The following is a 22,944-nucleotide window of genomic DNA, read 5'->3' on the forward strand; positions in this document are numbered from 1 at the left end:
GATTACAGAATGCGCAAAGAAAATGGACAATGCCGATCCAGAGTTGGAATTTGACACTGTCCCGGTCCCAGTTGGCGATTTATTTTGAAGGCCGTCTTGATAAAGTGATAACGCTATAATGGTTTTAACGTGACACAGAATTCTGAACACTCTGAACACTCTGAACACTATCTGTAAGTCATCAAAAATACTATCCATTAGCAGTTACCGATCCCATTTGTAATTAGGTTACATTAGCAATGTAAGTATTATGAGAAGACTGGAATGCCCATCAATGCCCATCAATGCCCATCAATGCCCATCAATGGGCATTGGCACAGGTTTTAGTTTGGTGCTTTTCATGACATGAGATATGCCGTGAGTTAGCATTTAGTATTTATGGCAAAACCATAAAGGTTTAGCCGTATTTTGAATTAAATAGATTTCGTTTGTGACTTTTGATAATCGGATATAATATATTCCCCCTTCCTCTACTGTTTTAAAGAGAATAGCGCTTAATTCTTTAGGTGTCGTATCGTTTGGGTTTATATGTTTATTGTGGAATTTATACTCATTAGTGTTATTGTTATCATAGACTCTATATGTAAAGTTTAATGTTCTATACAAACGATAACGTTGTTTATCACGAGTGATAAACCCTATGATACTGACTAAGCCATCCTTGTTCCCATCAAGGTTAACTATAAAGTTTAATCTTACATTTAAATTAACATTTTCTATTTCATCAAAAAGCTCTATCTCACAGCGCAATGCACTTGGTTTTGTATTAAAATCAATGATGAAAAATACACCAGCGATGAGTAACAGGCTAAGTAATATTGACTTCTTAATCATTTTAATCACCAATGGAATATGTATCACAAGTGTAGGTCTTATTACCATCTACAGAACAAACTCCCATGACTGAGAAAGTTAATTCATTTTTTTCATTAGTTCTATAAGAGAAATATATATCGCTTTCTTTCTGTTTGCAGTTTACTTTTCTGTTGTTAATCTCAGCAATAGCCTTTGATAGAGTGTCATCCTTGGAGTAGATATAGTATGGATCTAATGTATAGATATTGCATTGTTCCAGTTTATCTAACAAACTGACGTTAATCTGTTTGATTTTTATATCACTCTTATTCCAGTATAAAAATACTACGAATAATAGACTCAAAAATAGAAGTGACCATTGTAACTGATGTGATTTGCTCTCCTTGGTTGATTGATTATTGTTAGCCTCAACAGCCTCAACAGCCTCAACAGCCTCAATCTTCGGGCTTTCCTGATGTCCGGCGCTATCTGTCACTAAGGCAGTGGCATTTTCCTGCAAAAGAACGGTTTCTATATTGGCACTAAATCTCATCCCTACCTTAGGAACCGTCACTATCATCTGGGAATCACAGCCCAAGTTGATAAATGTTTTACGGATTTCACTGATGTAGGAGTTTAAATTACTGTTTGAGCCAATATATCCATAATCCTCCCAAACGTTTTTAAGCAGCTCATCTCTGGAAAGCGTTACACCCGTGTGCTTAATTAACTCAACTAGCAGCCGGGATGCGGGGGCTGAAAGAATGATTTTTGCTTCATCATTGTTTACTAAGACCAGGCTTTTTTGCTCAGGAGTGAACACTAATGTGAAGTTTAAGACGTATTTGATCAAGGTAGATAATTTCCCGGAGGCAGATTTTGACTATCGTCCATGGCTTATTTTTTGGCTAATTTTCATTAGAACTTATTTATACAATAGTATTACAGATCTGGATTAGTGATAAAAGCTATTTCAAAAGTGATTTTAGTGATTACAAAGCATATATTTCATATTACACTTTGAATTTAAAAATAAAAAACTATATTTTACTGTTTATTTGGCATGTTTCGCTACTGTATTGATTATGGCATTATAATCTTCTCGTTATTTAGCACACCCCCTACTGGTCTGATGCAGGGGCTGAAGTCCATTCGTGTTCGTAGAGGTGTATTTAAAACTCAGGCACGGGATGGTAATACCCCCTGAAAATATGGGGATTACCAGATGACGCTTATCTTATTATTTATAATGTTTAACGGAAGAATAAATATGAAATTCAACAAAAAAATGATGTTGTCAGCAATTTTGGTATTTGGTGTTTCCTCTATGGCACAAGCAATAGAGGGCGGCGAGGGCGGCACAAACCCAGAGATCCCATCAGTGATGGGTGGATCAGGAAAGTTAACCTTTACCGGTAAAATTGTTGATGCACCCTGTGCCATTGTGCCAGAAAGTGTCGACCAAACAGTGAAAATGGGTTCTATTGCCAATGGGATGTTAAAAGCGGGTGGGAAATCTACTCCGCAGCGTTTCATGTTGAAACTGGCTGATTGTGATGTTGCAACCTTAAAAACAGTAGAGACCACATTTACCGGTGATTCATCAGCGAGTACTGACGGTTTGCTGAACGTTGTTGGTAGTGCTAAAGGCATCAGTGTTGGTATTGGTGATTCTGCTGGAAATCTCATTGCTTTGGGTAAACCCGTTTCAAACGACTTGATGGTTGGTAGTAACGAACTCAACTTTACGACCTTTGTGCAAGGCGACAAAATAGGAGAAATTGTTCCTGGTGAATTTAACGCAATCGCTGGATTTACTGTAGCATATCAATAATTATTTTTTGCTAATTTAATCTATTAGATACTGTTGAACCTCTGCTGTATCACTTATCAGTGATACAGCAGGATCGATATTATCAATATATTGCTTAATAATATAATGGCTATTTACATATTGCTTTGATTATTTAACTCCACTACGCAGGTATATTATATCCATGCTCAATGGGAGTGACAATATGCAAAAAGCCATAATTAATTCGTTATGGGCGACTAATACTATAAATTATTTTCATATATTTAATAATGATTAAAAGTGCTCATGTAATAAGGTTAGAGAAATGAATTTTTCACCCGCGGGAAAGCTGGTTCGTTTTCATGTACTGGGGTTATGCATTTCACTTGCTCTGGGCGTACCTTCGACAGTGGTTTATGCAAATGACGGTATTCAGTTTAATACAGATATACTTGATGTTGACGACCGTAAAAATATCGATCTGAGTCAATTTTCCCGTAGTGGTTATATCATGCCAGGTAATTATGGTTTAGTGGTGAATGTTAATCAACATTCATTATCTGAACAAAAGGTCTCCTTTTTCGCACCAGAGGATGATGCCAAAGGTAGCCGGGCCTGTATTGATAAAACGCTCGTCGATAAATTGGGCCTGAAGGACGGAGTCTTGGGTCAACTCACTTGGTGGCATCAGGGTAATTGTTTGGATGAATCCAGCCTAAAGGGTATGGAAGTTCGGAGCGATCTCGCGACCTCTGCGTTATATCTGAGCATTCCACAAGTGTATCTGGAATATATCTCGGACGACTGGGATCCACCCTCTCGTTGGGATGAAGGCATCCCTGGGCTGTTACTTGATTACAATGTTAATGCTCAGACCCGGCAGCAGTCCAAGCAGGGAACCAAAGAGTACAGTGTCAGCGGCAACGGCACTGCCGGTGTCAACTATGGTGCCTGGCGCTTACGGGCGGATTGGCAGGGCAGCTTGAATCGCCAAACCGACAATACGCAAGAAAATAATGACCGGTTGGATTGGAGCCGCTATTACGCTTATCGGGCGATCCCTGTTTTACGCTCGAAATTGACGATAGGGGAAGACTTTCTGGATTCGGGCATGTTTGACAGCTTCCGATTCAGTGGTGCCAGCCTGCGTTCTGATGACAGTATGTTGCCACCTAACCTGCGCGGTTATGCGCCGGAAGTGGTGGGTATCGCCAGAACTAATGCGACAGTCACTGTTAGCCAGAAAGGGCGAGTGCTGTATGAGACGCAAGTGGCTGCCGGCCCATTCCGTATTCAAGACATCAATAATGCGGTGTCCGGAGAGCTGGATGTCCGGGTGGAGGAACAGGATGGTGGCGTCCAGACATTTACAATAAATACCGCCAACATCCCGTTCCTGACGCGCCCGGGTTCTGTCAGATACAAATTGAGTGCCGGTAAACCATCAGATTGGGAGCACCGTACACAAGGGCCATTATTTAGCAGTGGCGAGTTCTCTTGGGGGGTCAGCAACGGCTGGTCACTGTACGGTGGTGCCTTACTCGGCGGCGATTACAACGCCATATCATTGGGCATCGGGCGAGATCTTATGGCGCTGGGGGCATTGTCATTTGATGCCACTCAATCACGTGCGAAATTGCCTGATGAACAGGGCACCCAGGGTGGGGGGTCGTATCGCTTGAGCTATTCGAAGAATTTTGAAGACTATGATAGTCAAGTGACGTTTGCCGGTTATCGCTTCTCTGATGAGAACTTCATGAGTATGAGTGAATATTTGGATATGCGTTATAAAGGTAATCGTGGCGGCAACAGTAAAGAGATGTATTCCCTTACTTTTAACAAGCAATTCCGTGACTTGGGGTTGAGTGCTTACCTGAACTATAGCCACCAGACTTACTGGGATCGTCCGGTGAATGACCGCTATAACCTGACCATGTCGCGTAATTTTGACATCGGGAAATACAAGAACCTGAGCATATCGTTATCGGCATATCGTAACCGTCAAAATGAAACGAATGATGACGGCATGTATTTGTCACTGTCGGTGCCATGGAGTAACGGCGCGACGCTGAGCTATAACTCAACCTTGAATCGTAAGGATGTATCCAACGGTGTGGGGTATTCGAACCAAATTGATGATCACAGCAGTTATCAGGTGAATGCCGGTGCATCACGCAGTGGCAGTAACTTAAGTGGTTTCTACAGCCGTGATGGTGACACCAACAGATTGAGTGCCAACGCCAGCTATCAAGAAGGTGGTTATGTTGCCGCGGGTGCTTCTGCCCAAGGTGGTGTGACATTGACGCCGGAGGGTGGCGCGGCACATCGGGTCGGCATGATGGGTGGCACACGTATGCTGGTCGATACTAATGGCGTGTCCGGGGTACCGGTGGGCGGTTATGGCAGTTCCAGCAGAACCAACATGTTTGGCAAGGCCGTGGTATCAGATGTGAACAGTTATTACCGTAATCAGGCGAGTATTGACCTGAACAAGTTGAGTGACAAGGTGGAAGCGACCAAGTCGGTGGTACAAGCCACCTTGACGGAAGGCGCGATAGGTTACCGCAAGTTTGGTGTGATGGCGGGCGAGAAGGCCATGGCGATTATCAAATTGGCAGATGGTTCAGAGCCACCATTTGGTGCCACAGTAATGAATGCGGGTGGCCAGGAAACCGGTGTGGTGAGTGATGGCGGCAGTGTTTATCTGTCTGGCATCAAAGCCGGCGATAGCATGGCGGTGCACTGGGACGGCAGTGCACAGTGTGAGGTGCAACTGCCCACTCAATTGCCAACAGAAATGTTGATGAGCAACTTACTGCTGCCTTGTCACCCGGTATCAACCAAAGATTAGGATTCGTCTCGATAAAAAGCAGTCGAGGCTGATATCAGCCCCGACGTTTAAAACAGATAATATCCGTGATGAGTATTCGCGGATAGCACACTTTAATATAGAGAAGAGAATGAACAACATACAAAACAACAGGCTGAAATCAAAGATATTAGCAATCATCCTGCTATCAGGGTTGGCCATTCAACAGGCTAATGCGGCTATTGCCTTAGACCGTACCCGAGTGGTTTTTGATGGAGGAAATAACGCTGTTAGCTTGAGCGTGACCAATCAGAACAAGGAGTTGCCTTACCTGGCACAGGGGTGGTTGGAAGATGAGCAAGGTAATAAAATCCAGAGTCCATTGATAGTCTTGCCCCCGGTACAGCGCATTGAGCCTGGCCAGCCGAGTCAGATGAAAATCCAGTCGTTGCCAGCAATTAAACTGCTGCCATCCGATCGTGAGACGCTGTACTACTTCAATCTGCGAGAAATTCCGCCGAAAAATGACAAGGCTAATACGCTGCAAATTGCGCTCCAGACCCGTATTAAACTGTTCTACCGCCCTGAGGCCATTGAAGCAAAAATGAATGTTGCCCCGCCGCAGGAGCAAATGACCCTGAGCCGCGAGGGGGATAAGTATGTGGTGAATAACACTACGCCTTATTACGTGACGATTGTGGCTGCTGGCAGCAGCAAAGATAGCGAAAGCGTAAAAGGATTTGAGCCGCTGATGCTAGCCCCTAAAAGCAGCGCGCCTTTGAAAGCTAATATTGCCACTATGGGCAACAGCCCGGTACTCACCTATATCAATGATTATGGTGGTCGTCCGCAGCTAACTTTTAGTTGTAGCAGCAACAGTTGCAAAGTGACCCCTGAGAAGCTCAATGCGTCGTAATGTGCTCAATAGCCCTACGCAGCAGCAACCAAGGCAAATACTGATGAAATGGGTCACCAACAAGTGGCCAATCGTTGGGGGGGAGCTTAGCAAGAACCTTTCGCCTCCCCCCCGCTGGCAAGATTGGTGTGGTGGCGCGATGTTGGCGATGATGGTGCTGGCCAGTCTTATCATGATGATCTGGTCATTGCCCGCCCCGGGTCTGGCAGACAATTGGCCCAGAGAGCAGGCGCGGAGCGTGCTACACACACCTGGTGCATCGGCGAAAAGTGTGTGCAGTCTGGAGAGGGATAATGCGAGTCAGGAAATCCTGCGTCATTGTTAGTGAGGTGTAACATTATGGCTAATAGAATAAAGGTTACTTGGTTAGTCATGACTTTTGTTACTGGCTTACTTATAAACAGTAGTGTGGTGCTGGCGGCTAATAGCGTTAGCATAAAAGTCAAATACACCATTGTGGCACCGGCCTGTACCATTAATGAAAATAAAGCGATGAGCGTCGATTTTGAAAAGGTATTAACCCAAAAAATCGACGGAAAGAGTTATATTAAACAGGTGATCTATAGTTTGAAATGTACCGGTTCTGGTTCAGATATTTATTCTATGAAAATAGAGGGTACCGCCGCGCCATTTAATGATAATGCACTAAAAACCAATATTACAGATTTTGGTATTGCACTGTTGGTCAATGATAAGCCATTAAAAATAAATGACTCAATAAAATTTAGCCCAGATAAAAAACCGGTATTGCATGTGGTACCGATAAAAAAAGCAAACGCGCAGGTAAAAGGGGGCGATTTCACGGCTAGTGCAGTAATGAAAATATCTTATCAGTAATAGTGATTCAGTAATAACTGGCTGAATAAAGAGCGACTTGTCTAATAAACAATTATCACAATGCGTCGCATTGCAGGAGTCATCCATCAATGCGGTAATAAACAGTATTTTATCAATGAATAGGTATATGAAGATGACAAATAAATTAACGTTAGCCGCACTGCTGGTTGCACCGATGTTATTTAGTGGAACCGTATTAGCTGCGGGTGAATTGACTTTTAAAGGCAAATTGATTGAACCACCCAATTGCACGATTAACACTGGTAAACCGATTGATGTGGATTTTGGTAATGAAGTCATGACCTCTCGTGTGGACGGAAAATTGTACAGCAAAACCATAACACATGGCTTGAAATGTGAAAAACCGGAGCTCAAAGCCATGAAGTTGCAAATCAAAGGGAGTGGGGCGTCGTTTGACAGCAAGAGTCTGAAAACATCAAACGATAATCTGGCCATTGAGTTACAAGCCAATGGTAAGAAATTAGGCCCCAATGAGTGGTTGAATTTTGATTACACGGATGAAGGATCAGTTCCCAAACTGACTGCTGTGCCTGTGAAGAATAAAGATAAGGCTTTGACTGGCGGTTCTTTCAACGCAACGGCTACGTTGCTGGTTGATTATAAGTGATGAAAAATGTAGCGATAGCACGATTTTTGGCTGTTGCCACATTCTTGATCATGCCAATTTTTGCCTGTGGGCCAGCATCTGCTGCCAGTAACCTGACTTTTGGTGGCACCTTAATTGAGCCACCCTCCTGTGAGGTGGACGCCGGTAAGCTGATTGATGTGGATTTTGGTAAGCGCCTGGGGATCAAAAAAGTTGATGGTATTCAGTATCTGCAAAAGGTGAACTACAGCATCACATGTGCCCCCGGCGCTAAAGATTGGGCGATGGAGTTGATGCTAAGTGCCGAACCCACCCCCTATGACATGGCCGCCATCCAAACCAGCAACCAGGATTTAGGTATCAGGGTCTTGCTTAACGGCGAGGCATTTATCTTGGGTAAACCGGTGCCAGTTAATCCGGCGGATTTACCTGTTCTGGAGGTGGTTCCGGTTAAAACGCCGGGGGTGACATTGACTGAAGGGGCATTTGAGGCCACTGCCACGCTGCAGGCGGTATACCAGTGATGGAGGCAGAAAATAATGCAACAGCTCAGTAATAAAGTACGGTGTGGCATGGTCGTGATGGGGCTGTTGCTTAACGGGCAGGTTCTGGCGGCGGATAACATGCGCTTGCATGGTGCTCTGGTTACCGGACCCTGTGTGATTGCCCCTGGGGATGAGAATGTCCAACTGGATTTTAGTGTGGTGGCGGATAAATATCTCTACCTGAATGGCCGGATTGCCGGGCAGCAATTTCAGTTACACCTGACGGATTGTGACATCAACGCGGGCAATAGCGTGAAAGTCGCTTTCAGCGGGGTAGAAAACACCCAACTGCCCGGTCTGTTGGCGCTGTCCAAAGGGAGTAAAGCCAGCGGCATCGCCATCGGGCTGGAAACCACCGCTGGCAAGGGCATCCCGTTGAATAATAACCCAGCGATAGTGCAGGAACTCAGTAACGGCAATAACGTCATTACCTTGCAGGCCTATGTGCAGGCAGAGCCGGAGGCGATGAATAATCACACCATTGGGCGTGGGGCGTTTTCCGCTACGGTGAATTTTGATATGGAGTATGACTAATTCAACAGAAGCATGGTTGGATGCGTATCAATGGCTGTGCCGTTGCCGACGTAATGCTCCCGCCAATGCTGATGTGTGGCACTTACGCTATCACTGGGCGACGCAAGGTATGCGTTTACTGGAACATGTCTGTTCCGGGCAATACAGGCTCTCGCCGATGCTGGTACATCGTCAGGGTCAAGACAGTTGGGCGCAGTGGTGTGCCAGTGATGCGCTGGTATTGAAGTGGGTCGCTTTGCAAGTCGGGCAGGATTTACCCATTCATCAACGTTGTGCGCACACCCAAGGGCATGGTGGTGTCAGAGGGTCAATAACGGCAGTTGCGGCTTGTTTGAACAGTGAAACATGGCGTTTTGTCTACCGCACAGATATTCGTGGGTATTACCGCCATATTCGCAAACAGCAGGTATTAAGCCAAATCAACTGGCACGTTCAGTCACCAATCCTGAGAGATTTGCTAAAGCAATACCTCTACTACAGTGTTGAGGATGGCGGTGAAATTCATACGCCGATAACTGGTATTTCCAGAGGGGGCGCCTTGAGTCCGCTGATTGGCGCGAGCCTATTGCACCATGTTGATAGCTATTTTGCCTCCAGAGAGGAAATATTTTATGCGCGCTATATGGATGACTTTTTGCTATTTACCCGCACCCGATGGTCATTACGGCGGATGGTTAAACAGCTGTCGACTTTTTTTGATTTGGGCGGATTCAGTCCTCATCCGGATAAAACCCAAGTGGGAAAAATTGAACATGGATTTGATTGGCTGGGGTTATGGTTTGGCCCCGAGGGCCCCACCATAGCGCCACGTGCGTTAGAAAACCATCGTGCACGCCGTGTGCGGCTTTATGAGCAAGCCAGACGCAAGCGACTGCCAGCGACAGAAACCGACGTACTGGTGCAGACGTATGAGGCACGATGGCATAGATGGGCGGACGGTATGCTGACGGCTGGGCGGTATAAGCGCGGCTGAGGATACTATTTGCCTTTAATACAATAACCAAGAGAACACATCTACCATGAAACGCCTATTACTCCCATTTTTGCTGTTCCTGTCATCCCCCTTCCATGCCGATGCCGCCGGCCCATACACGACCCCAGTTGTGTCAAGCGCACTCGTAGACCCCGGGAATTTCGCAGTAAAATATTATGGCATCGCCCCCACGCAACACAACCTCCCCACCACAATCCTATGTACAGACCGAGCCCGCTGCCACGGCGCACTCGTCCAAGAAGGCCACACATTCTATAGCATTGGTTGTCCCCGCAACGACATACCGAAGATGGTCGGAGAATGCATAAGGGAGTTCAACGACTTTGTCCAACAAGACCTGCCGAACCTCCGATCCTTGTCCCGCGTTGAATATACTTTCACCGCCGCTGGCTCGGGCTCGCGAATACAAACATCCTTCATGCCGCAACAGCTCCCCCCCACGTGTGACATCCGTGCGACCGTGCCCAACATGACTATCGATCTCGGTCAATATACAGTCAACACCGGCAAAAAAACTCTAACAGTCGACGACGTGTTGGAATTGAAATGCACGGGTACCGCGAATGTCATTGTGACAGCCACGAACTTCGATCCAACAGTCCTGCAAGTTCGTATTCCGCCACAAATCGCCGGGGGAAAAGATGGGTGGTACGGCGTCCAACGAAACACGCCAGTCCCCGTGCAGTCCGAATTTACCATCCAACTCAACGGCCGGACCGTGGGTGCTAAAACGCATGATGTAATATACACAGTGAGCATAATGTAACGCGAGCCATGTGCCACCACGGGAGATGTGTGGTCGAAGTGTTCTCACCACCCGTCAAGGAAAAAAGGGATGAAGCCCAACCCTATTGTTCGAAACCCCAAGTTGCATGGTGGTGCCAGGTTACCAATGGCGTTCCGCCCGCCTGACACCGAAAATACGAAAATATGAAAAAACTATACCTAATCCTACTACTCATCATCCTATGCCCCCATACTTACGGCAGGACCTATACCGTGCTCAACTCCGCTACCATCGGCACTGACGAAAAAACTACATGGCACCTTGGTTCTGTGTCCAGCCCGATGCCGAATTACGCGAAATGTACGGCGGCAATACCCCAACTTGGCAAAAAACCTTGCAATGTGTGGATGACCGAAAACGGGGTCAAAAAATGGAGTAAGACCTGTACCGCTATGGCAATAGGCAACTGTACCTGGGATTTCATGCAATATGTAAAAGCATACGCACTGGATGCCACCGAGGGTGCCAGATCCATTGTCTATGCGGACCCAGGTGAAAAAAACGGGGAAATCTCCTCGCTATCAGAGTTTATTGCAACCAGAACACCAACCACATGCGACCTTCATTAAAAAATAACGCCAATACGCTCGATCTCGGCACTGTTAGACCGGAAAGTGGCGTCGTCTCACGACTGTTTAAAGACTTATTGTCGCTTAAATGTGATAGGGCTGAGAACGTTCGACTGACCAGTATTCTCGGTACCAGCGGCACCGATGCTGGCCTGTCTGTCAAAATAGAAGGTCATTCGGGGAAGGAAGGCGTTCAACTGGCGGCCGAAAGGAACCGTAAAATGTCTATATTACTAGAGTTGGATATCGATACACATAATATGACTCCCCAGAACGTCAGTTCCACTCTTGTTCTGACTGTCAATATTGTATAAATAAATAAGGCAGCCTGAACATGAACGCTTTCTGTGAATGTCTGCAACCCGTCTCTATATTGTTTTACTTATAACCTATAATTCGAGTAGTAACACATGTACTCCATTGCCTCTTAATTCCAGAGGGGTAGCCTAACTTGTCATTCTGAAGCGATTGTTGGGATAGGATAAGATAATTGATCTTTCAACAAATATTAACGCTGGAACATCGACATGTTCTGCAATGGTTATCTGAAACACCTTGTATGGCAGAGCGCCGCCGACAGATATTCGCCACAGATATTAAGGCACTAGCCCGTTACTTTCGCTTATTGGAAAAAAACTATCTTGATTTTATTTTCTATGAGCTATCGGCAGAGGATATATGCGGTTTATTTTATCGTTTTAGTTTAGCCGAAGCTGCACAGATTATTCATCATTTACTACCTCAGCAAGGGCAACGTATCTTAAAATTATTAGATGCCGTCACCCGTAAGGCTATTTGTAGCGAAATGGATCAAATAAGGGCGACTTTCCTAACGGGGTTTAGACGCATCGGATAAGAGGAGAGAAGAACGTAAAGTTGGCTGACACCGGACAGATTGGTTGGAGCTTACCTGTTTTGTCTTGAATAGCCTTTTCGCCAGGGGGGATGCCGTGATTAGCGATGATCTTGATAAACTCCTTAAACCTGAATTTCTGCTTTATATCTCTTATTTTGGTTTAAAAAACTATATTTTACAATGTAATTAGTTCAATTAACTATAGATTGTCATATTGACGATACAATTACTAATTTAAGATTAATCTCTTTATCATGTCCTTCATCAGGTACTTATCGGTATTTTCGCTGAAGTAGGGTGAAAAGTAGTGAAGTCGCTGCCGAATGTTAAGTAACAGAAGAATCACAAGGTCGATAAAGAGAGAGTGACTATGAAAAACAATGATAATGCCGTAAAAAATAAATTAATTTATCTAATTGATACAGATGTGTTTTTTAGCCTTGGGCTAAGGTCTCAATTAGAGAGTAAAGGCTTTGATGTCTTTTGTAGTAACCTGCGAGGGAAAGAATTGGCGTCAGATATTGCGGCGCGAAAGCCAGATATTCTATTAATAGGAAGTGATAAAATTTTGTCTGATAACAATGAGTTAATTAGCAGGATACCAACAGTATCCCCCTCTTCCGTGATGATACTTTTATCCTCTTTAGTGAACAGTGAAAGTTGCATTTCATTTTATCGCAAGCTGGGTCTGGCCAGTTGTGTATCAAAGAAAGATCAATTTGCCAGCCTTTATAATGTGATTAAGGTGGTCAGCACCGGGTACGCCTGTTTTCCCTATAGCTCAAGTAATAGAAACAACGAAATTAAAAAAGCAGGTGTATCAGAACTGGAATTAACACTGTTAAAGAGCATACTTCAGGGCAATGACAATGATAATGTTGCGAAAGAACTTTCAGTGCCACTTAAACGCGTCAGCGCTTTAAAAATAGGGCTAATGAAACGATTGGGGGTCAATTCGACAGCGCATTTAGTGATTAAAGCTCAGCAATTACTTGCTGCATAAAGTTATATCTCATTATTCTATCGTAATATTATCCATATGGGTATTGCTGCCCTTAAATAGAGATTAAGTTAATTTGTTTTATCAATAATGTGTTTACAGATAAATCCTCCCGAAATGGCAAGGTGTCTTAAATCTTTATCGATAAAACTCTGTAAAATATGTCCCTAAGATTGATTGATAACATATTAAGTATTAAATAATACAGGTATTCAAAAATGAGTAATACTCAAAATAAGTTAGGAAAAGTACGAGCGCCACGCGTTCAAATTACCTACGATATAGAAAATGGGGGTTCTGAGAGTAAGAAAGAGCTGCCTTTAGTATTAGGTGTGGTAGGAGACTTTGCTAAACAAGAAGAGTCGCTGAAAGATCGCCGTTTCCTGCACATTGATAAAGATAACTTCAATGATGTTATGGAGGGCATGGCGCCAAGTATTGAATTGCGGGTTGATAGCACCATTCCGGGTAAAGATGGGCAATTAGCGGTTTCTTTGCAGTTTAATTCGATGGAAGACTTCTCCCCTGAGAATGTCGCCATGCAAGTTGAACCTCTAAAGAATCTGTTGGCTCTTCGCGAGCAATTAACTGAATTGCGTAATCGCACCGCCAGTAATGATGCTTTAAAAGAACAACTGGTTGAGTTGTTGAGTAAACAACAGAATGCCAACCTTATCGTTGACGGTCCGCAAGGGGATGTGAAATGAGTGATATTCAGATCCTGGATGCGGTTTCTCAAACTGAGCAACAACGCGACTACCTTGATCAAATTATTGATGATACCCAGGCTATTCGTCGCGAGGAAGACCGCGGTAAATTAAAACATCAGCTTGATAATTTTCTGACAGATGTTGCTTCTGGCGCCATTATCGTTTCTAACGATTTAGTGGGCAGCATTGAGGCCCGTATTGCTGCTATTGATGCGTTGTTATCTGCGCAGGTGAGCAATATTATCCAGGCTCCTGCTTTTCAGAAAATGGAATCTTCCTGGCGCGGATTACATAAGTTAGTGCAGAGCAGCACCACCGAAAATACCAAGGTTCGTTTGTTTAATTGCACCAAAAAGGAATTGGTACGCGATTTTAAATCAGCCTCTGATTTCGATCAGTCTTCTCTGTTCAAAAATATCTATGAAAGTGAGTACGGTACTTTCGGTGGCGAACCTTTCTCGGCTTTTGTCGGTGATTTTGAATTCGATGCTATGCCAGAAGATGTTCAACTGTTAGAGCAAATTTCTCACGTTGCCGCAGCGGCACATGCGCCATTTTTGACGGCGGCCAGTTCCGGCATGTTTGCCATGAACACATTCGCTGAAATGCCGCGTCCACGCGACTTGGGTAAACTATTTGATACCTCTGATTATACTCGCTGGAAATCGTTCCGCCAAACCGATGATTCGCGTTACGTTGGCCTGACTTTGCCGCGCGTGATTGGCCGTTTACCCTACGGGGCGAAAACTGTCCCTATTGAGATGTTCAATTTTGAAGAGAACATTGATGAAGATAAGGGCGGTGACAGCTATCTATGGGTGAATGCAGCTTATGAATTGGCAGGCCGAATAGTTGAAGCTTTTGAAGAGCACGGCTGGAGTGCAGCGATCCGTGGTGTAGAAGGGGGTGGCTTAGTGAAAGCACTACCGACCTATAACTATGTTTCGCAAACGGGCGAGAAAGTGATGCAGTGCCCAACCGAAGTGGCAATTTCAGATCGCCGCGAAAAGGAACTTGCAGACCTTGGTTTTATCCCATTGGTTTATTGTAAGGGCACTGACTATGCTGCTTTTTTTGCCGTTCAATCAGCCAATAAACCGCGTAAGTATGAATCAGAGCTGGCAAATGCTAACGCAAGGCTTTCCAGCCAGTTGCAATATATTCTGACCACATCGCGTTTTGCGCATTATCTGAAAGTTATTGTGCGCGATAAGGTCGGCAGTTTTATGTCTAAGTCAGACTGCCAACATTTTCTACAGAATTGGATTAATCAGTATGTGGTTGGGTCAGACGATGCCGGTCCTATTATTAAGGCGAGTCATCCACTGCGTGATGCAACCATTGAAGTTGTCGATGTGCCAGGTGCGCCCGGGCATTATCGTGCCGTTGCTTATTTAAAACCCCATTTTCAGTTGGAAGGTCTTAGTATGTCACTACGTCTTGTTGCTGAACTCCCTGCATCCACGGGTGCATAATCATTAAACTTGTAAGAGAAATTATTTATGGCTGAAGTTCAAACGTTATTTATTAAATTCACCGATATTAAAGGCACCGCTAATGTTAAAGGGTATACAGATTATATTCCTATTGATAATTTAAATTTTGAGACACATGCCAGTGTTAAACCTGACTCTTCAGGCGCATTAGCAAGCGGTGGTGTTCAAATTTCTGCTATCCGTTTCCAGAAAACGGACGATTTTAATTCCGATGAGATTCTGAGTTCGAAAATGCTCAGTGCTGAGTCTTTCAAGGAAGTTGTTATTGTCAAGGTGACAACGAATAAAGGGAAAACAGTAGAAAATAGGAAAGTGACTCTGACCGATGCTTGCGTTGTGATGGCTGAAACTAACCTGTTAAATGACGGTGCTGCTGTCAACACTTATATGCTTGTTGCTTCATCGTTTAAACGTGAGTCACAAGCCGTTGCGAAAGATGGCCAGGCTCAGAAAGTCGGGCCTAAAGGTTTCAACTTTGTAACTGCAGAAGCTCAGTAAGTTCATAATGATGACAGCGTGGCAACACGCTGTCATTTAGAGATAATTAAATATGAACTCATTATTAAGCAGTCTTTCAGATAATAACGTGAGTGATAGCCAGCAGTCAGAATCAATAATGGGAGATAAAAATAGCATACTTTCTGCAGAGATTATGATGATTTTATCTACCAGACCTTGTGAGAGTAATATTTCTGATATTCCATGGGTTAATACATCAATCTTAAATTATGGTGTCAGTGATATATTTGGACATGATATTCCTAAAATAGAAATTGCCGCTATTTTAGCTGCACGCATCAAGATGGCATTGATTCGTTTTGAACCCCGGTTACATGATATCCAGGTTGCAGCTGAAAATAAAAATGGGTCGTTCTATTATTTCATTATACAAGCAAATTCTGTTGATGGGCCGGTGTGTTATCGGATTATGTGGGACGATGTAATAAGTCGTTTTTCTTTATTGGAGTAGAGAGTGTAATTATGTTAGCGACCAAACTGCTGGCTTATTATCAGCGAGAACTCTCCACTTTAAAAAAATACGGCAAAGCATTTGCACTCCAGTTCCCTAAGGTTGCACACCGGCTGGGTCTGTCTGAAGGTTCTTCAGAAGATCCGCATATTGAGCGCTTAATTGAATCTTTTTCACTGATCTCAGCCCAAATTCAGTTGCGGCTGGATGAAGATATGCCAGAGACGACCGATGCCTTGCTAACCGTGATGGCTCCACAGTTCGCCAGACCTTTTCCCTCGGTGTGTATTGTGCAGATGGAGCCTGATGTCAAAGTCGGGGCCTTAACTGAAAGCAATGTTATTGCGGCCAAAACCGCGCTGTACAGCAAAACGGATAGCGGGCGCACCTGTAAATTTCGCACCTCGTATCCGGTGAATTTGTTACCGGTAAACCTGAATCATGCCGGTTTGCAGCTTGATGAAGAAGAGATGATATGGCGTTTGACGCTGCAACTGCAGGTCTGGCCCGGAGCCATATTCAGTGGGGAGTCAGTCCGGTTATTCCTCAATGGTTCGAATGCCATGGTCAATATTATTTATACTTTGTTGTGCAGTGAAGTGATGTCTTTTTCATTGCTTCATCAACAGCAATCTTATGACTTATCACCACAAGGCATACGAGCGGTTGGCTTTGCAGAAAATGAAAATTTGTTGGCAACAGATTCACGGGTGTCGCCAATACACTCTTTATTGTTGGATTATTTTCTTTTTCCACAAAAGTTTCATTTTATTGACTTACTTTTGCCGCCCGGTTTTGCGGCTAATAGCCAAAGCAAACTGACTTTTGTGATTAAGTTTAATCGCGGTAGCACCGCGCGTCAGTTGGAGACCATGGCGGCATCTGTTGATGAAAGCCTCTTTAAGCTGCATTGCACACCGGCCATCAATTTATTTGAGCAAAGAGCTGAGCCCATTGCTCCGCTGCATCAAATAGCGGAATACCCGGTGGTGCCCGATATTCGCCATCAGGACTCTATCGAGGTGTGGTCTATTGATCGGGTTCAGGCCTTATGTAAACAGGGTAATGACACCCAGAGCCGCACGATTTATCCCCTGTTTGGGCTAGACCATTCAGGGCTTAGTACTGAGAACAATATTTTTTGGCAGGCGATGCGACGGGAATCTATCCATGATGGTGCTATCACTTCGGCTCTGTTTATCGCCTTTTCGGATCGCAGTGAGCAACCGCTGTTGCCTGAGAGCGATATTATTAGCCTACAGCTGACTTGTACCAATGGTGACCTGCCCTCCACCTTGCTCAATGGCAATCCTGGCGGTGATTTTGAGTCAGAGAACCCACTGGCGGGGGTCAAAATTAATGCGTTAACCCGCCCCACCCGAGTGGTGAACGCCGCAACAAAACAGGGTGCTCGTTGGCGGTTAATTTCACAAATGTCTCTCAATCACATGCTGTTCAGTGGCCCGGAGGGGACGCGTGTCCTGAAAGAGACACTGGCTTTGTATAACATCACCGAAAAGCCCTCGGTTCAGCGATTAATTAACCTTATTCAGCAGGTGGAATCGCGCCCGGTGACGGCGCGATTAGTGAAGAATGACCCGCACTCGCTGGCGCGTGGTGTTGAAATAACCATCACTTTTTCGCGCGATGCAGAGCAAGAAGTTGAGTACTTTTTACTGTGCCGCTTTATCGATGGCCTGTTGGCGCTGTATGCACCGGTCAATAGCTTTTCCCGCGTCATCACTTGTATTGATTCCGTTGAGGGCAGCACTCGTGACTGGCCAGTGAGTGCGGGCAGGTTGTCGTGGATCTAAGCAAGGCACTCAGTAAACATAACTTTTTCCAGCAAGTGCGCGCCATGTTGGGGCAACTGAAAAAGTCGGGCAGCATCAAGCCCAGGCAGTTGCTTGAGGATCAGCTCTATTTTGTGTCGCCATTGTCCCTTGAGGCACAACGAGGTGAGGTTGGCCCGATTAAGCCGTTGGCTGGCAATCGTTGGCAGGTGCAGGTCTCTTCCCACGGTTTGACCGGGGCGATGGGGGCATTACCGACAACTTATACCGAATGGTTGATCGAGCGCTATTACCGCTATGGCGATACAGCGGCGAAAGCCTTTTTTGATATTTTTAATCATCGTCTGCAATGTTTACGTTATTTGGCTTGGCAGAAATATCACTTTTATGCCCAGGCCGAGTTTGACGCCGCTATGCCGCTGAGTACCGCCATTCGTGGACTATCGGGGTTTAGTGAAGGGGAACCCTCACTGCAAAAAGAGCGGGTTGCCACTCTTTTTGCCCATTCGGTGCGCTCGATGGTTAATCTGGAGACCTGGCTGAAAACGCTGTATGGCGTGCCGGTGAAAATAACGCCGTTTACCGGAGGATGGCGCAAGATGGCACCTTCGTTTTGCTCACGCCTCGGAGGTCATGGCCAAACACTGGGGGAAGCCCCGATGATCGGCAGCGTTTATTGGGATCGGCAGTCGCATTTTACGGTCACGCTCGGCCCGATTCCGATGCCAACTGCCTGCCTGTTCTTGCCTGAAGGGCCGAGTTACGACTCGCTTTTGCAGCATATTCAGGAGTTTGTTGGCGCGGGTCTGGATTTTGATATTGATCTGCTGATTCAACATGCGGGAACCCCCCGTACTTTGCTGGGCACGGGTAGATTGGGCCTGGATATCAGTCTGGGTAATTCTGCCGAGTTGGGCAAACACAAAATTAGGTTACCCGCACGGCGGGAAGGAAGATAAAGCAATGGCATTATTCGGGCAGGAAAACAGACTGATAAGCTTTGTGGGTGACGCGGCTGACAAGTTTATATTGCGAGAAATCGAGGGAGAGGAGGGGCTTTCTGCTCCTTACTGTTACCAACTGCGTTTTCACTCAGAGTTGAGTGGCGACAAGATGACCGGTTTTTTAGGCAAGGAGCTGGCGTGTAAGATAGGCCAGGAGAAAGAGAGCCGCTATATCCATGGCGTATTAACGCATATCCGTAGCACCGGGGACGGTAACTATATCGGTACGCTGGAGCCACGCATGGCATTGTTGCAGCTCAGTCATAATCTGGCGGTATTCCAGAATATTACCGTACCTGATCTGGTCTGTAAGCTATTACGCCAGCACCAGATAAATAATATCGAACTTCGCCTGAGTGGTAACTATAAGCCGCGTGAATATTGTATCCAGTACCGTGAGTCTGATTTCAACTTTATCAACCGCTTACTCGAGCAGGAAGGTATTTACTACTTCTTTAAGCATCAGCAGGGTCAGCATACCTTAGTGCTGGTTGATCATGCCGCCGGTCACCCGAGCGCGAAAACCGCTAAATTAAAGTTTGGGCTTCAGGCATTGGATGGGGCAGAGATAACAGAGTGGTCTTCCCATTCTGCTGTTGTTGCCTCATCGGTGTTGTTGAAAGGTTTTAGTGTGGCACAGGCGGACAAGGTTGAAGGTGAATCGCCAACCCGCGATAAGCTGCACAGCATTGCTGGCCTCCATTACGTTGATACCCATGGTGATGAAAAGCATGATCAGTTGTCATCGGGCGCTCGCTTGAAAATGGAACAGATGGAAGCGGAAATGCAACAGTTTGACGCCAGAGTCAGTGCTTATTGGCTCAGTTGCGGCGAGAAGTTTGCTCTGGATGACCACCCTGTCTTCAACGGTGACTATCGTATCAAATCGATCAGACTGAAAGCCGCCAGCAATATTGTTAACGACCGGCCCGACTTTAGCTGTGAGATAACCACGTTTAAAGACAGCACCGTCTGGCGACCTGCCGCGAAAACAGCCATCCCCCAAGTGCCGGGTATTTTAACCGCCGTTGTGGTTGGCCCGGCATCTGAAGAGATCCACACCGACAAACTGGGACGTATCAAGATCCAGTTCCCGTGGGATAACGAAAATAAACATGATGACGGGAGTTCGTGCTGGATTCGGGTAGCACAAGCTTGGGCCGCTAGCCAATCCGGCGCCGTATTCTTGCCACGGGTCGGTAACGAAGTGTTGGTGAGCTTTATCAACGGTAATCCTGATCTTCCGGTGGTGATTGGCAGTGTTTATAACGGCAAAAATATCCCACCGTTGAGCTTACCGGGTGAAAAAAATCATAGCGGTTTTGTTTCGCGCAGCTCATTGAATGGCACTGTTGAAGAGGGGCATGAACTGCGCTTTGACGACAAAAAAGGTGAGGAAAAGCTGCATATTACGTCACAAAAAGATCTCATCGTGCAGATCAAAAATGATGTGAAAACTGAAATAGCCCATCAGGTGACGGAAACTATTGGGGCTGACCGCGCCACCACCATTACCAAGGGAAAAGATAGCCTGACGCTGAAACAGGGCGATCGGAGTCTTGAGCTTGAGCAGGGCAACCACTCGGTTCAGTTGAAGCAAGGCAACCATTCTGTGCAGTTGAAACAGGGTGACAATATCGTGGCACTCGATCAGGGGAATTCCACCACCACCCTTAAGCAGGGAGATTTCTCTACCCAGCTTAAGCAGGGCAACTACAGTCTTGATATCAAAGGGAATCTTAATGAAGCCCTGACCGGTGGCGATCACCAGTTGAAAGTGTCTGGTGGCGGGAGTGTGGTCAAAGCAGATAAGGCCTGTGTTATTGAGTCCACCCAATCTATCGAACTGAAAGTGGGCAGCAGCAAAATCTCTATTTCGCCCGCGGGTATTACTTTGAGTGGTGTCACTATCAAAATTAACGGCAGTGGCACGGCAGAGTTGAAAGGGGCAATGGTGACGGTGCAAGGCAGCGGCATGACCCAAATCAAAGGCGGCGTGACCATGATTGGTTGAGGAAAATATGATGATTAAGTCGAAATTAATAACACAAGTCGGTCTGGCGACGCTCAGCAATATCCATGACGAACATGAAAATATGCAGGCGCTTCTGTGGACTAACAACTGGGAAGATGCGCTGGCTTATTTGGTGAGTAACCACCCGACAGACCAGCTGATAACATGGATTTTAGCGCAATTGATGGCAGATACTGTTGCTCTGAGTCAGCAAGAAAAACGCTGTGCTCAGGAGATCCTTGAATGGCTAAAAAACCACGATGACGACTGCCGCTGGCGTATTTTCAATCAAGCTGACGAACTGGGTTTTGACAGCCCGATGGGGGCACTTGGGCTGGCACTATTTTGGTCTAAAGGCAGCATGACCCCGGCTGAGTTTGAAGCGGTTTACCCGGAAAAACATTTGGCCCGAGTGATGTTGCATTGTGTACTGATGCTGATGAGCGTCAGATTAGCGGGAGAACAGGCTCCCCTTACCGGTGCCCGAACCTTGGTCAATCACTGGTATGCATCAATAGGAGGCCATTGATGGGACAGCCCGCAGCCCGAGTGGGTGATATGCATGTTTGCCCGATGGTGACACCAGGGATGCCGCCAATCCCCCATGTGGGAGGGCCGATCACCACCCCTGGCACCCCCACGGTGCTGATCGGCGGAGTCCCCGCAGCCACTTTAGGATCGATGGCGGTCTGTGTCGGCCCACCTGATGCCGTTATCATGGGCAGCCCCAAAGTATTGATTGGTGGTAAACCTGCTGCGCGGATGGGCGACAGTTGTGCTCATGGTGGCACCATTGTGGTCGGATGTCCGACCGTGTTGATTGCATAAGTGTAAAGATGATGAAAATTGATTTTGATGCCTTGCTGGCACCGATAAATGACGTGGCTCCCTGTGGCAGCAATATCGAGTATGAACAGGTCTTTGATGATATCCGCAGAGCACGAGAAAGTGACCCGGATTATCTGCCGCAAGGGGAGTGGGCCACCGAATTGCGCGTGGCTGACTGGGCTAAAGTGGTCAAACTCAGCAGCAAGGTATTGTGTGATGAGAGCAAAGACCTACAAGTTGCTTGCTGGTTTATCGAAGGGATAACCCAACAACAAGGCATCTCTGGCCTGCTATCGGGCATGGCATTTTTACAGCAGTTTACCACGCGCTATTGGGATGATTGCTGGCCAGCTCTGGCGGAAGACGGCCACGAGTTCCGCCAGAGTTCGTTGAACCGCCTGGATCGTGAGCTGGCGTTGCTGTTGAAAATATACCCGATGTTGGGGCAGCAGGAGAGTTCACTGGACTATTGGCAGAAAGTGGTCGCGCGCGAGCATCAAGGTGCGCCTAAGAAGGATGATGAAACCCCGGTTGACGGTGATGATTTCTCCATGGCGAGTTATAACCGCTGGGCTGCGGCACTCAGTGCCGAAAAATTAATCTCGCTAAAGGATAGCCTGCAAGAGCTTACGGCGACGTTGGTGATGTTTGAACAACAATACAGCCAATTGAACCCCGGCGCCGATGCTACTGCATTGGGTCAGACCCGGCAGGTTATTGTTGAAATGCAAGAATGGGCCCAGCGAATGATAGATCGCCTTGGCCCCATCTATAGCGAAACCACGGCAGAATCACTCGGGGAACAACAAGTTACAAGCTACTCAGACAGTGACATGACTCGCCACGGAATGACTCGGGGCGCGGCTATCAACCAGATTTTGACTATTGCAGATTTTTTCCGCCAGACCGAGCCTTCCAGCCCACTCCCGTTATTACTGGAGCGCGCAGCACGTTGGGGAGGCATGACCTTGAGCGAATGGTTAGAGGAAATGCTGCAAGATGACAATAGCTTACAAAGTATTAATAACGTATTAAAAGGGCAACAAAGCGAATGAAACTACATGGTGGGATGATTTCTCTGATAC

General features: G+C 46.1%; 24 protein-coding genes. 22 read left to right on the plus strand and 2 right to left on the minus strand.

Annotated elements, in window-relative coordinates; translation table 11 throughout:
- Positions 1-369: 369 nt before the first annotated feature.
- On the minus strand, positions 370-834 hold the full coding sequence (locus Q2T71_RS00005; RefSeq protein ID WP_219646608.1) for a hypothetical protein: 465 nt from the start codon (positions 832-834) through the stop codon (positions 370-372).
- Between the two features lies 1 nt (position 835).
- Positions 836-1,648: a transcriptional regulator gene (locus tag Q2T71_RS00010; protein WP_372557716.1), complete on the minus strand. Its 813-nt coding sequence runs from the start codon at positions 1,646-1,648 to the stop codon at positions 836-838.
- A gap of 372 nt (positions 1,649-2,020) precedes the next feature.
- Between Q2T71_RS00010 and Q2T71_RS00015 the strand changes: the two genes are divergently transcribed.
- The 22 genes from Q2T71_RS00015 (at position 2,021) to tssA (ending at position 22,914) form a co-directional block, all read left to right on the plus strand.
- Positions 2,021-2,629: a fimbrial protein gene (locus Q2T71_RS00015; protein ID WP_372557717.1), complete on the plus strand. Its 609-nt coding sequence runs from the start codon at positions 2,021-2,023 to the stop codon at positions 2,627-2,629.
- A gap of 286 nt (positions 2,630-2,915) precedes the next feature.
- On the plus strand, positions 2,916-5,441 hold the full coding sequence (locus tag Q2T71_RS00020) for an outer membrane usher protein (protein WP_372557718.1): 2,526 nt from the start codon (positions 2,916-2,918) through the stop codon (positions 5,439-5,441).
- A gap of 109 nt (positions 5,442-5,550) precedes the next feature.
- On the plus strand, positions 5,551-6,315 hold the full coding sequence (locus Q2T71_RS00025; RefSeq protein WP_372557719.1) for a fimbria/pilus periplasmic chaperone: 765 nt from the start codon (positions 5,551-5,553) through the stop codon (positions 6,313-6,315).
- A gap of 43 nt (positions 6,316-6,358) precedes the next feature.
- The gene (locus Q2T71_RS00030; protein ID WP_186378574.1) at positions 6,359-6,640 is read left to right on the plus strand and encodes a hypothetical protein; all 282 of its coding nucleotides are present in this window, start codon (positions 6,359-6,361) and stop codon (positions 6,638-6,640) included.
- Between the two features lie 14 nt (positions 6,641-6,654).
- Entirely contained in the window at positions 6,655-7,152 is a 498-nt protein-coding gene (locus Q2T71_RS00035; RefSeq protein WP_372557720.1) for a fimbrial protein, read from the plus strand.
- A 133-nt stretch (positions 7,153-7,285) separates the two neighbouring features.
- Positions 7,286-7,780, plus strand: coding sequence for a fimbrial protein (locus Q2T71_RS00040; protein ID WP_372557721.1), 495 nt, complete (start codon positions 7,286-7,288; stop codon positions 7,778-7,780).
- Complete coding sequence (locus Q2T71_RS00045; RefSeq protein WP_145511389.1) at positions 7,780-8,283, plus strand: fimbrial protein; 504 nt, start codon at positions 7,780-7,782, stop codon at positions 8,281-8,283. Before Q2T71_RS00040 ends, Q2T71_RS00045 begins: the two co-directional genes overlap by 1 nt.
- A 15-nt stretch (positions 8,284-8,298) precedes the next feature.
- Positions 8,299-8,838, plus strand: coding sequence for a fimbrial protein (locus Q2T71_RS00050; protein WP_145511383.1), 540 nt, complete (start codon positions 8,299-8,301; stop codon positions 8,836-8,838).
- Positions 8,831-9,811, plus strand: a complete 981-nt coding sequence (locus Q2T71_RS00055; protein WP_372557722.1) for a reverse transcriptase domain-containing protein — start codon at positions 8,831-8,833, stop codon at positions 9,809-9,811. The genes Q2T71_RS00050 and Q2T71_RS00055 overlap by 8 nt, the downstream gene beginning before the upstream one ends.
- 1,361 nt (positions 9,812-11,172) lie before the next feature.
- Entirely contained in the window at positions 11,173-11,502 is a 330-nt protein-coding gene (locus tag Q2T71_RS00060) for a hypothetical protein (protein ID WP_372557723.1), read from the plus strand.
- 176 nt (positions 11,503-11,678) lie between these two features.
- Positions 11,679-12,044 carry a hypothetical protein gene (locus Q2T71_RS00065; RefSeq protein WP_145511382.1) on the plus strand — a complete coding sequence of 122 codons (366 nt, stop codon included), beginning with the start codon at positions 11,679-11,681 and terminating at the stop codon, positions 12,042-12,044.
- A gap of 370 nt (positions 12,045-12,414) precedes the next feature.
- A complete protein-coding gene (locus tag Q2T71_RS00070; RefSeq protein WP_372557724.1) occupies positions 12,415-13,047 on the plus strand; it encodes a hypothetical protein in 633 nt (210 codons plus the stop codon).
- Between the two features lie 215 nt (positions 13,048-13,262).
- Positions 13,263-13,751 carry a type VI secretion system contractile sheath small subunit gene (gene tssB / locus Q2T71_RS00075; RefSeq protein ID WP_075338927.1) on the plus strand — a complete coding sequence of 163 codons (489 nt, stop codon included), beginning with the start codon at positions 13,263-13,265 and terminating at the stop codon, positions 13,749-13,751.
- Positions 13,748-15,229: a type VI secretion system contractile sheath large subunit gene (gene tssC / locus Q2T71_RS00080; RefSeq protein ID WP_075338926.1), complete on the plus strand. Its 1,482-nt coding sequence runs from the start codon at positions 13,748-13,750 to the stop codon at positions 15,227-15,229. The genes tssB and tssC overlap by 4 nt, the downstream gene beginning before the upstream one ends.
- A gap of 27 nt (positions 15,230-15,256) precedes the next feature.
- Positions 15,257-15,748 (plus strand): type VI secretion system tube protein Hcp, encoded by a 492-nt coding sequence (locus Q2T71_RS00085; RefSeq protein WP_372557725.1) that lies wholly within the window; start codon positions 15,257-15,259, stop codon positions 15,746-15,748.
- Between the two features lie 52 nt (positions 15,749-15,800).
- A complete protein-coding gene (locus tag Q2T71_RS00090; RefSeq protein WP_075338924.1) occupies positions 15,801-16,220 on the plus strand; it encodes a GPW/gp25 family protein in 420 nt (139 codons plus the stop codon).
- An 11-nt stretch (positions 16,221-16,231) separates the two neighbouring features.
- Positions 16,232-18,034, plus strand: coding sequence for a type VI secretion system baseplate subunit TssF (gene tssF, locus Q2T71_RS00095; protein WP_145512261.1), 1,803 nt, complete (start codon positions 16,232-16,234; stop codon positions 18,032-18,034).
- On the plus strand, positions 18,025-18,972 hold the full coding sequence (tssG, locus tag Q2T71_RS00100; protein ID WP_075338922.1) for a type VI secretion system baseplate subunit TssG: 948 nt from the start codon (positions 18,025-18,027) through the stop codon (positions 18,970-18,972). The genes tssF and tssG overlap by 10 nt, the downstream gene beginning before the upstream one ends.
- A 4-nt stretch (positions 18,973-18,976) precedes the next feature.
- A complete protein-coding gene (locus Q2T71_RS00105) occupies positions 18,977-21,031 on the plus strand; it encodes a type VI secretion system Vgr family protein (protein ID WP_145512259.1) in 2,055 nt (684 codons plus the stop codon).
- A 10-nt stretch (positions 21,032-21,041) separates the two neighbouring features.
- Positions 21,042-21,560 carry a hypothetical protein gene (locus Q2T71_RS00110; protein WP_145512258.1) on the plus strand — a complete coding sequence of 173 codons (519 nt, stop codon included), beginning with the start codon at positions 21,042-21,044 and terminating at the stop codon, positions 21,558-21,560.
- Positions 21,560-21,859 carry a PAAR domain-containing protein gene (locus Q2T71_RS00115; RefSeq protein WP_175576876.1) on the plus strand — a complete coding sequence of 100 codons (300 nt, stop codon included), beginning with the start codon at positions 21,560-21,562 and terminating at the stop codon, positions 21,857-21,859. Before Q2T71_RS00110 ends, Q2T71_RS00115 begins: the two co-directional genes overlap by 1 nt.
- An 8-nt stretch (positions 21,860-21,867) precedes the next feature.
- Entirely contained in the window at positions 21,868-22,914 is a 1,047-nt protein-coding gene (gene tssA / locus Q2T71_RS00120) for a type VI secretion system protein TssA (protein ID WP_372557726.1), read from the plus strand.
- The last annotated feature ends 30 nt before the right edge of the window (positions 22,915-22,944 follow it).

The organism is Yersinia sp. 1652 StPb PI (genome assembly GCF_041538345.1).
In the GTDB taxonomy this organism is placed as follows: Bacteria; Pseudomonadota; Gammaproteobacteria; order Enterobacterales; family Enterobacteriaceae; genus Yersinia; species Yersinia enterocolitica_E.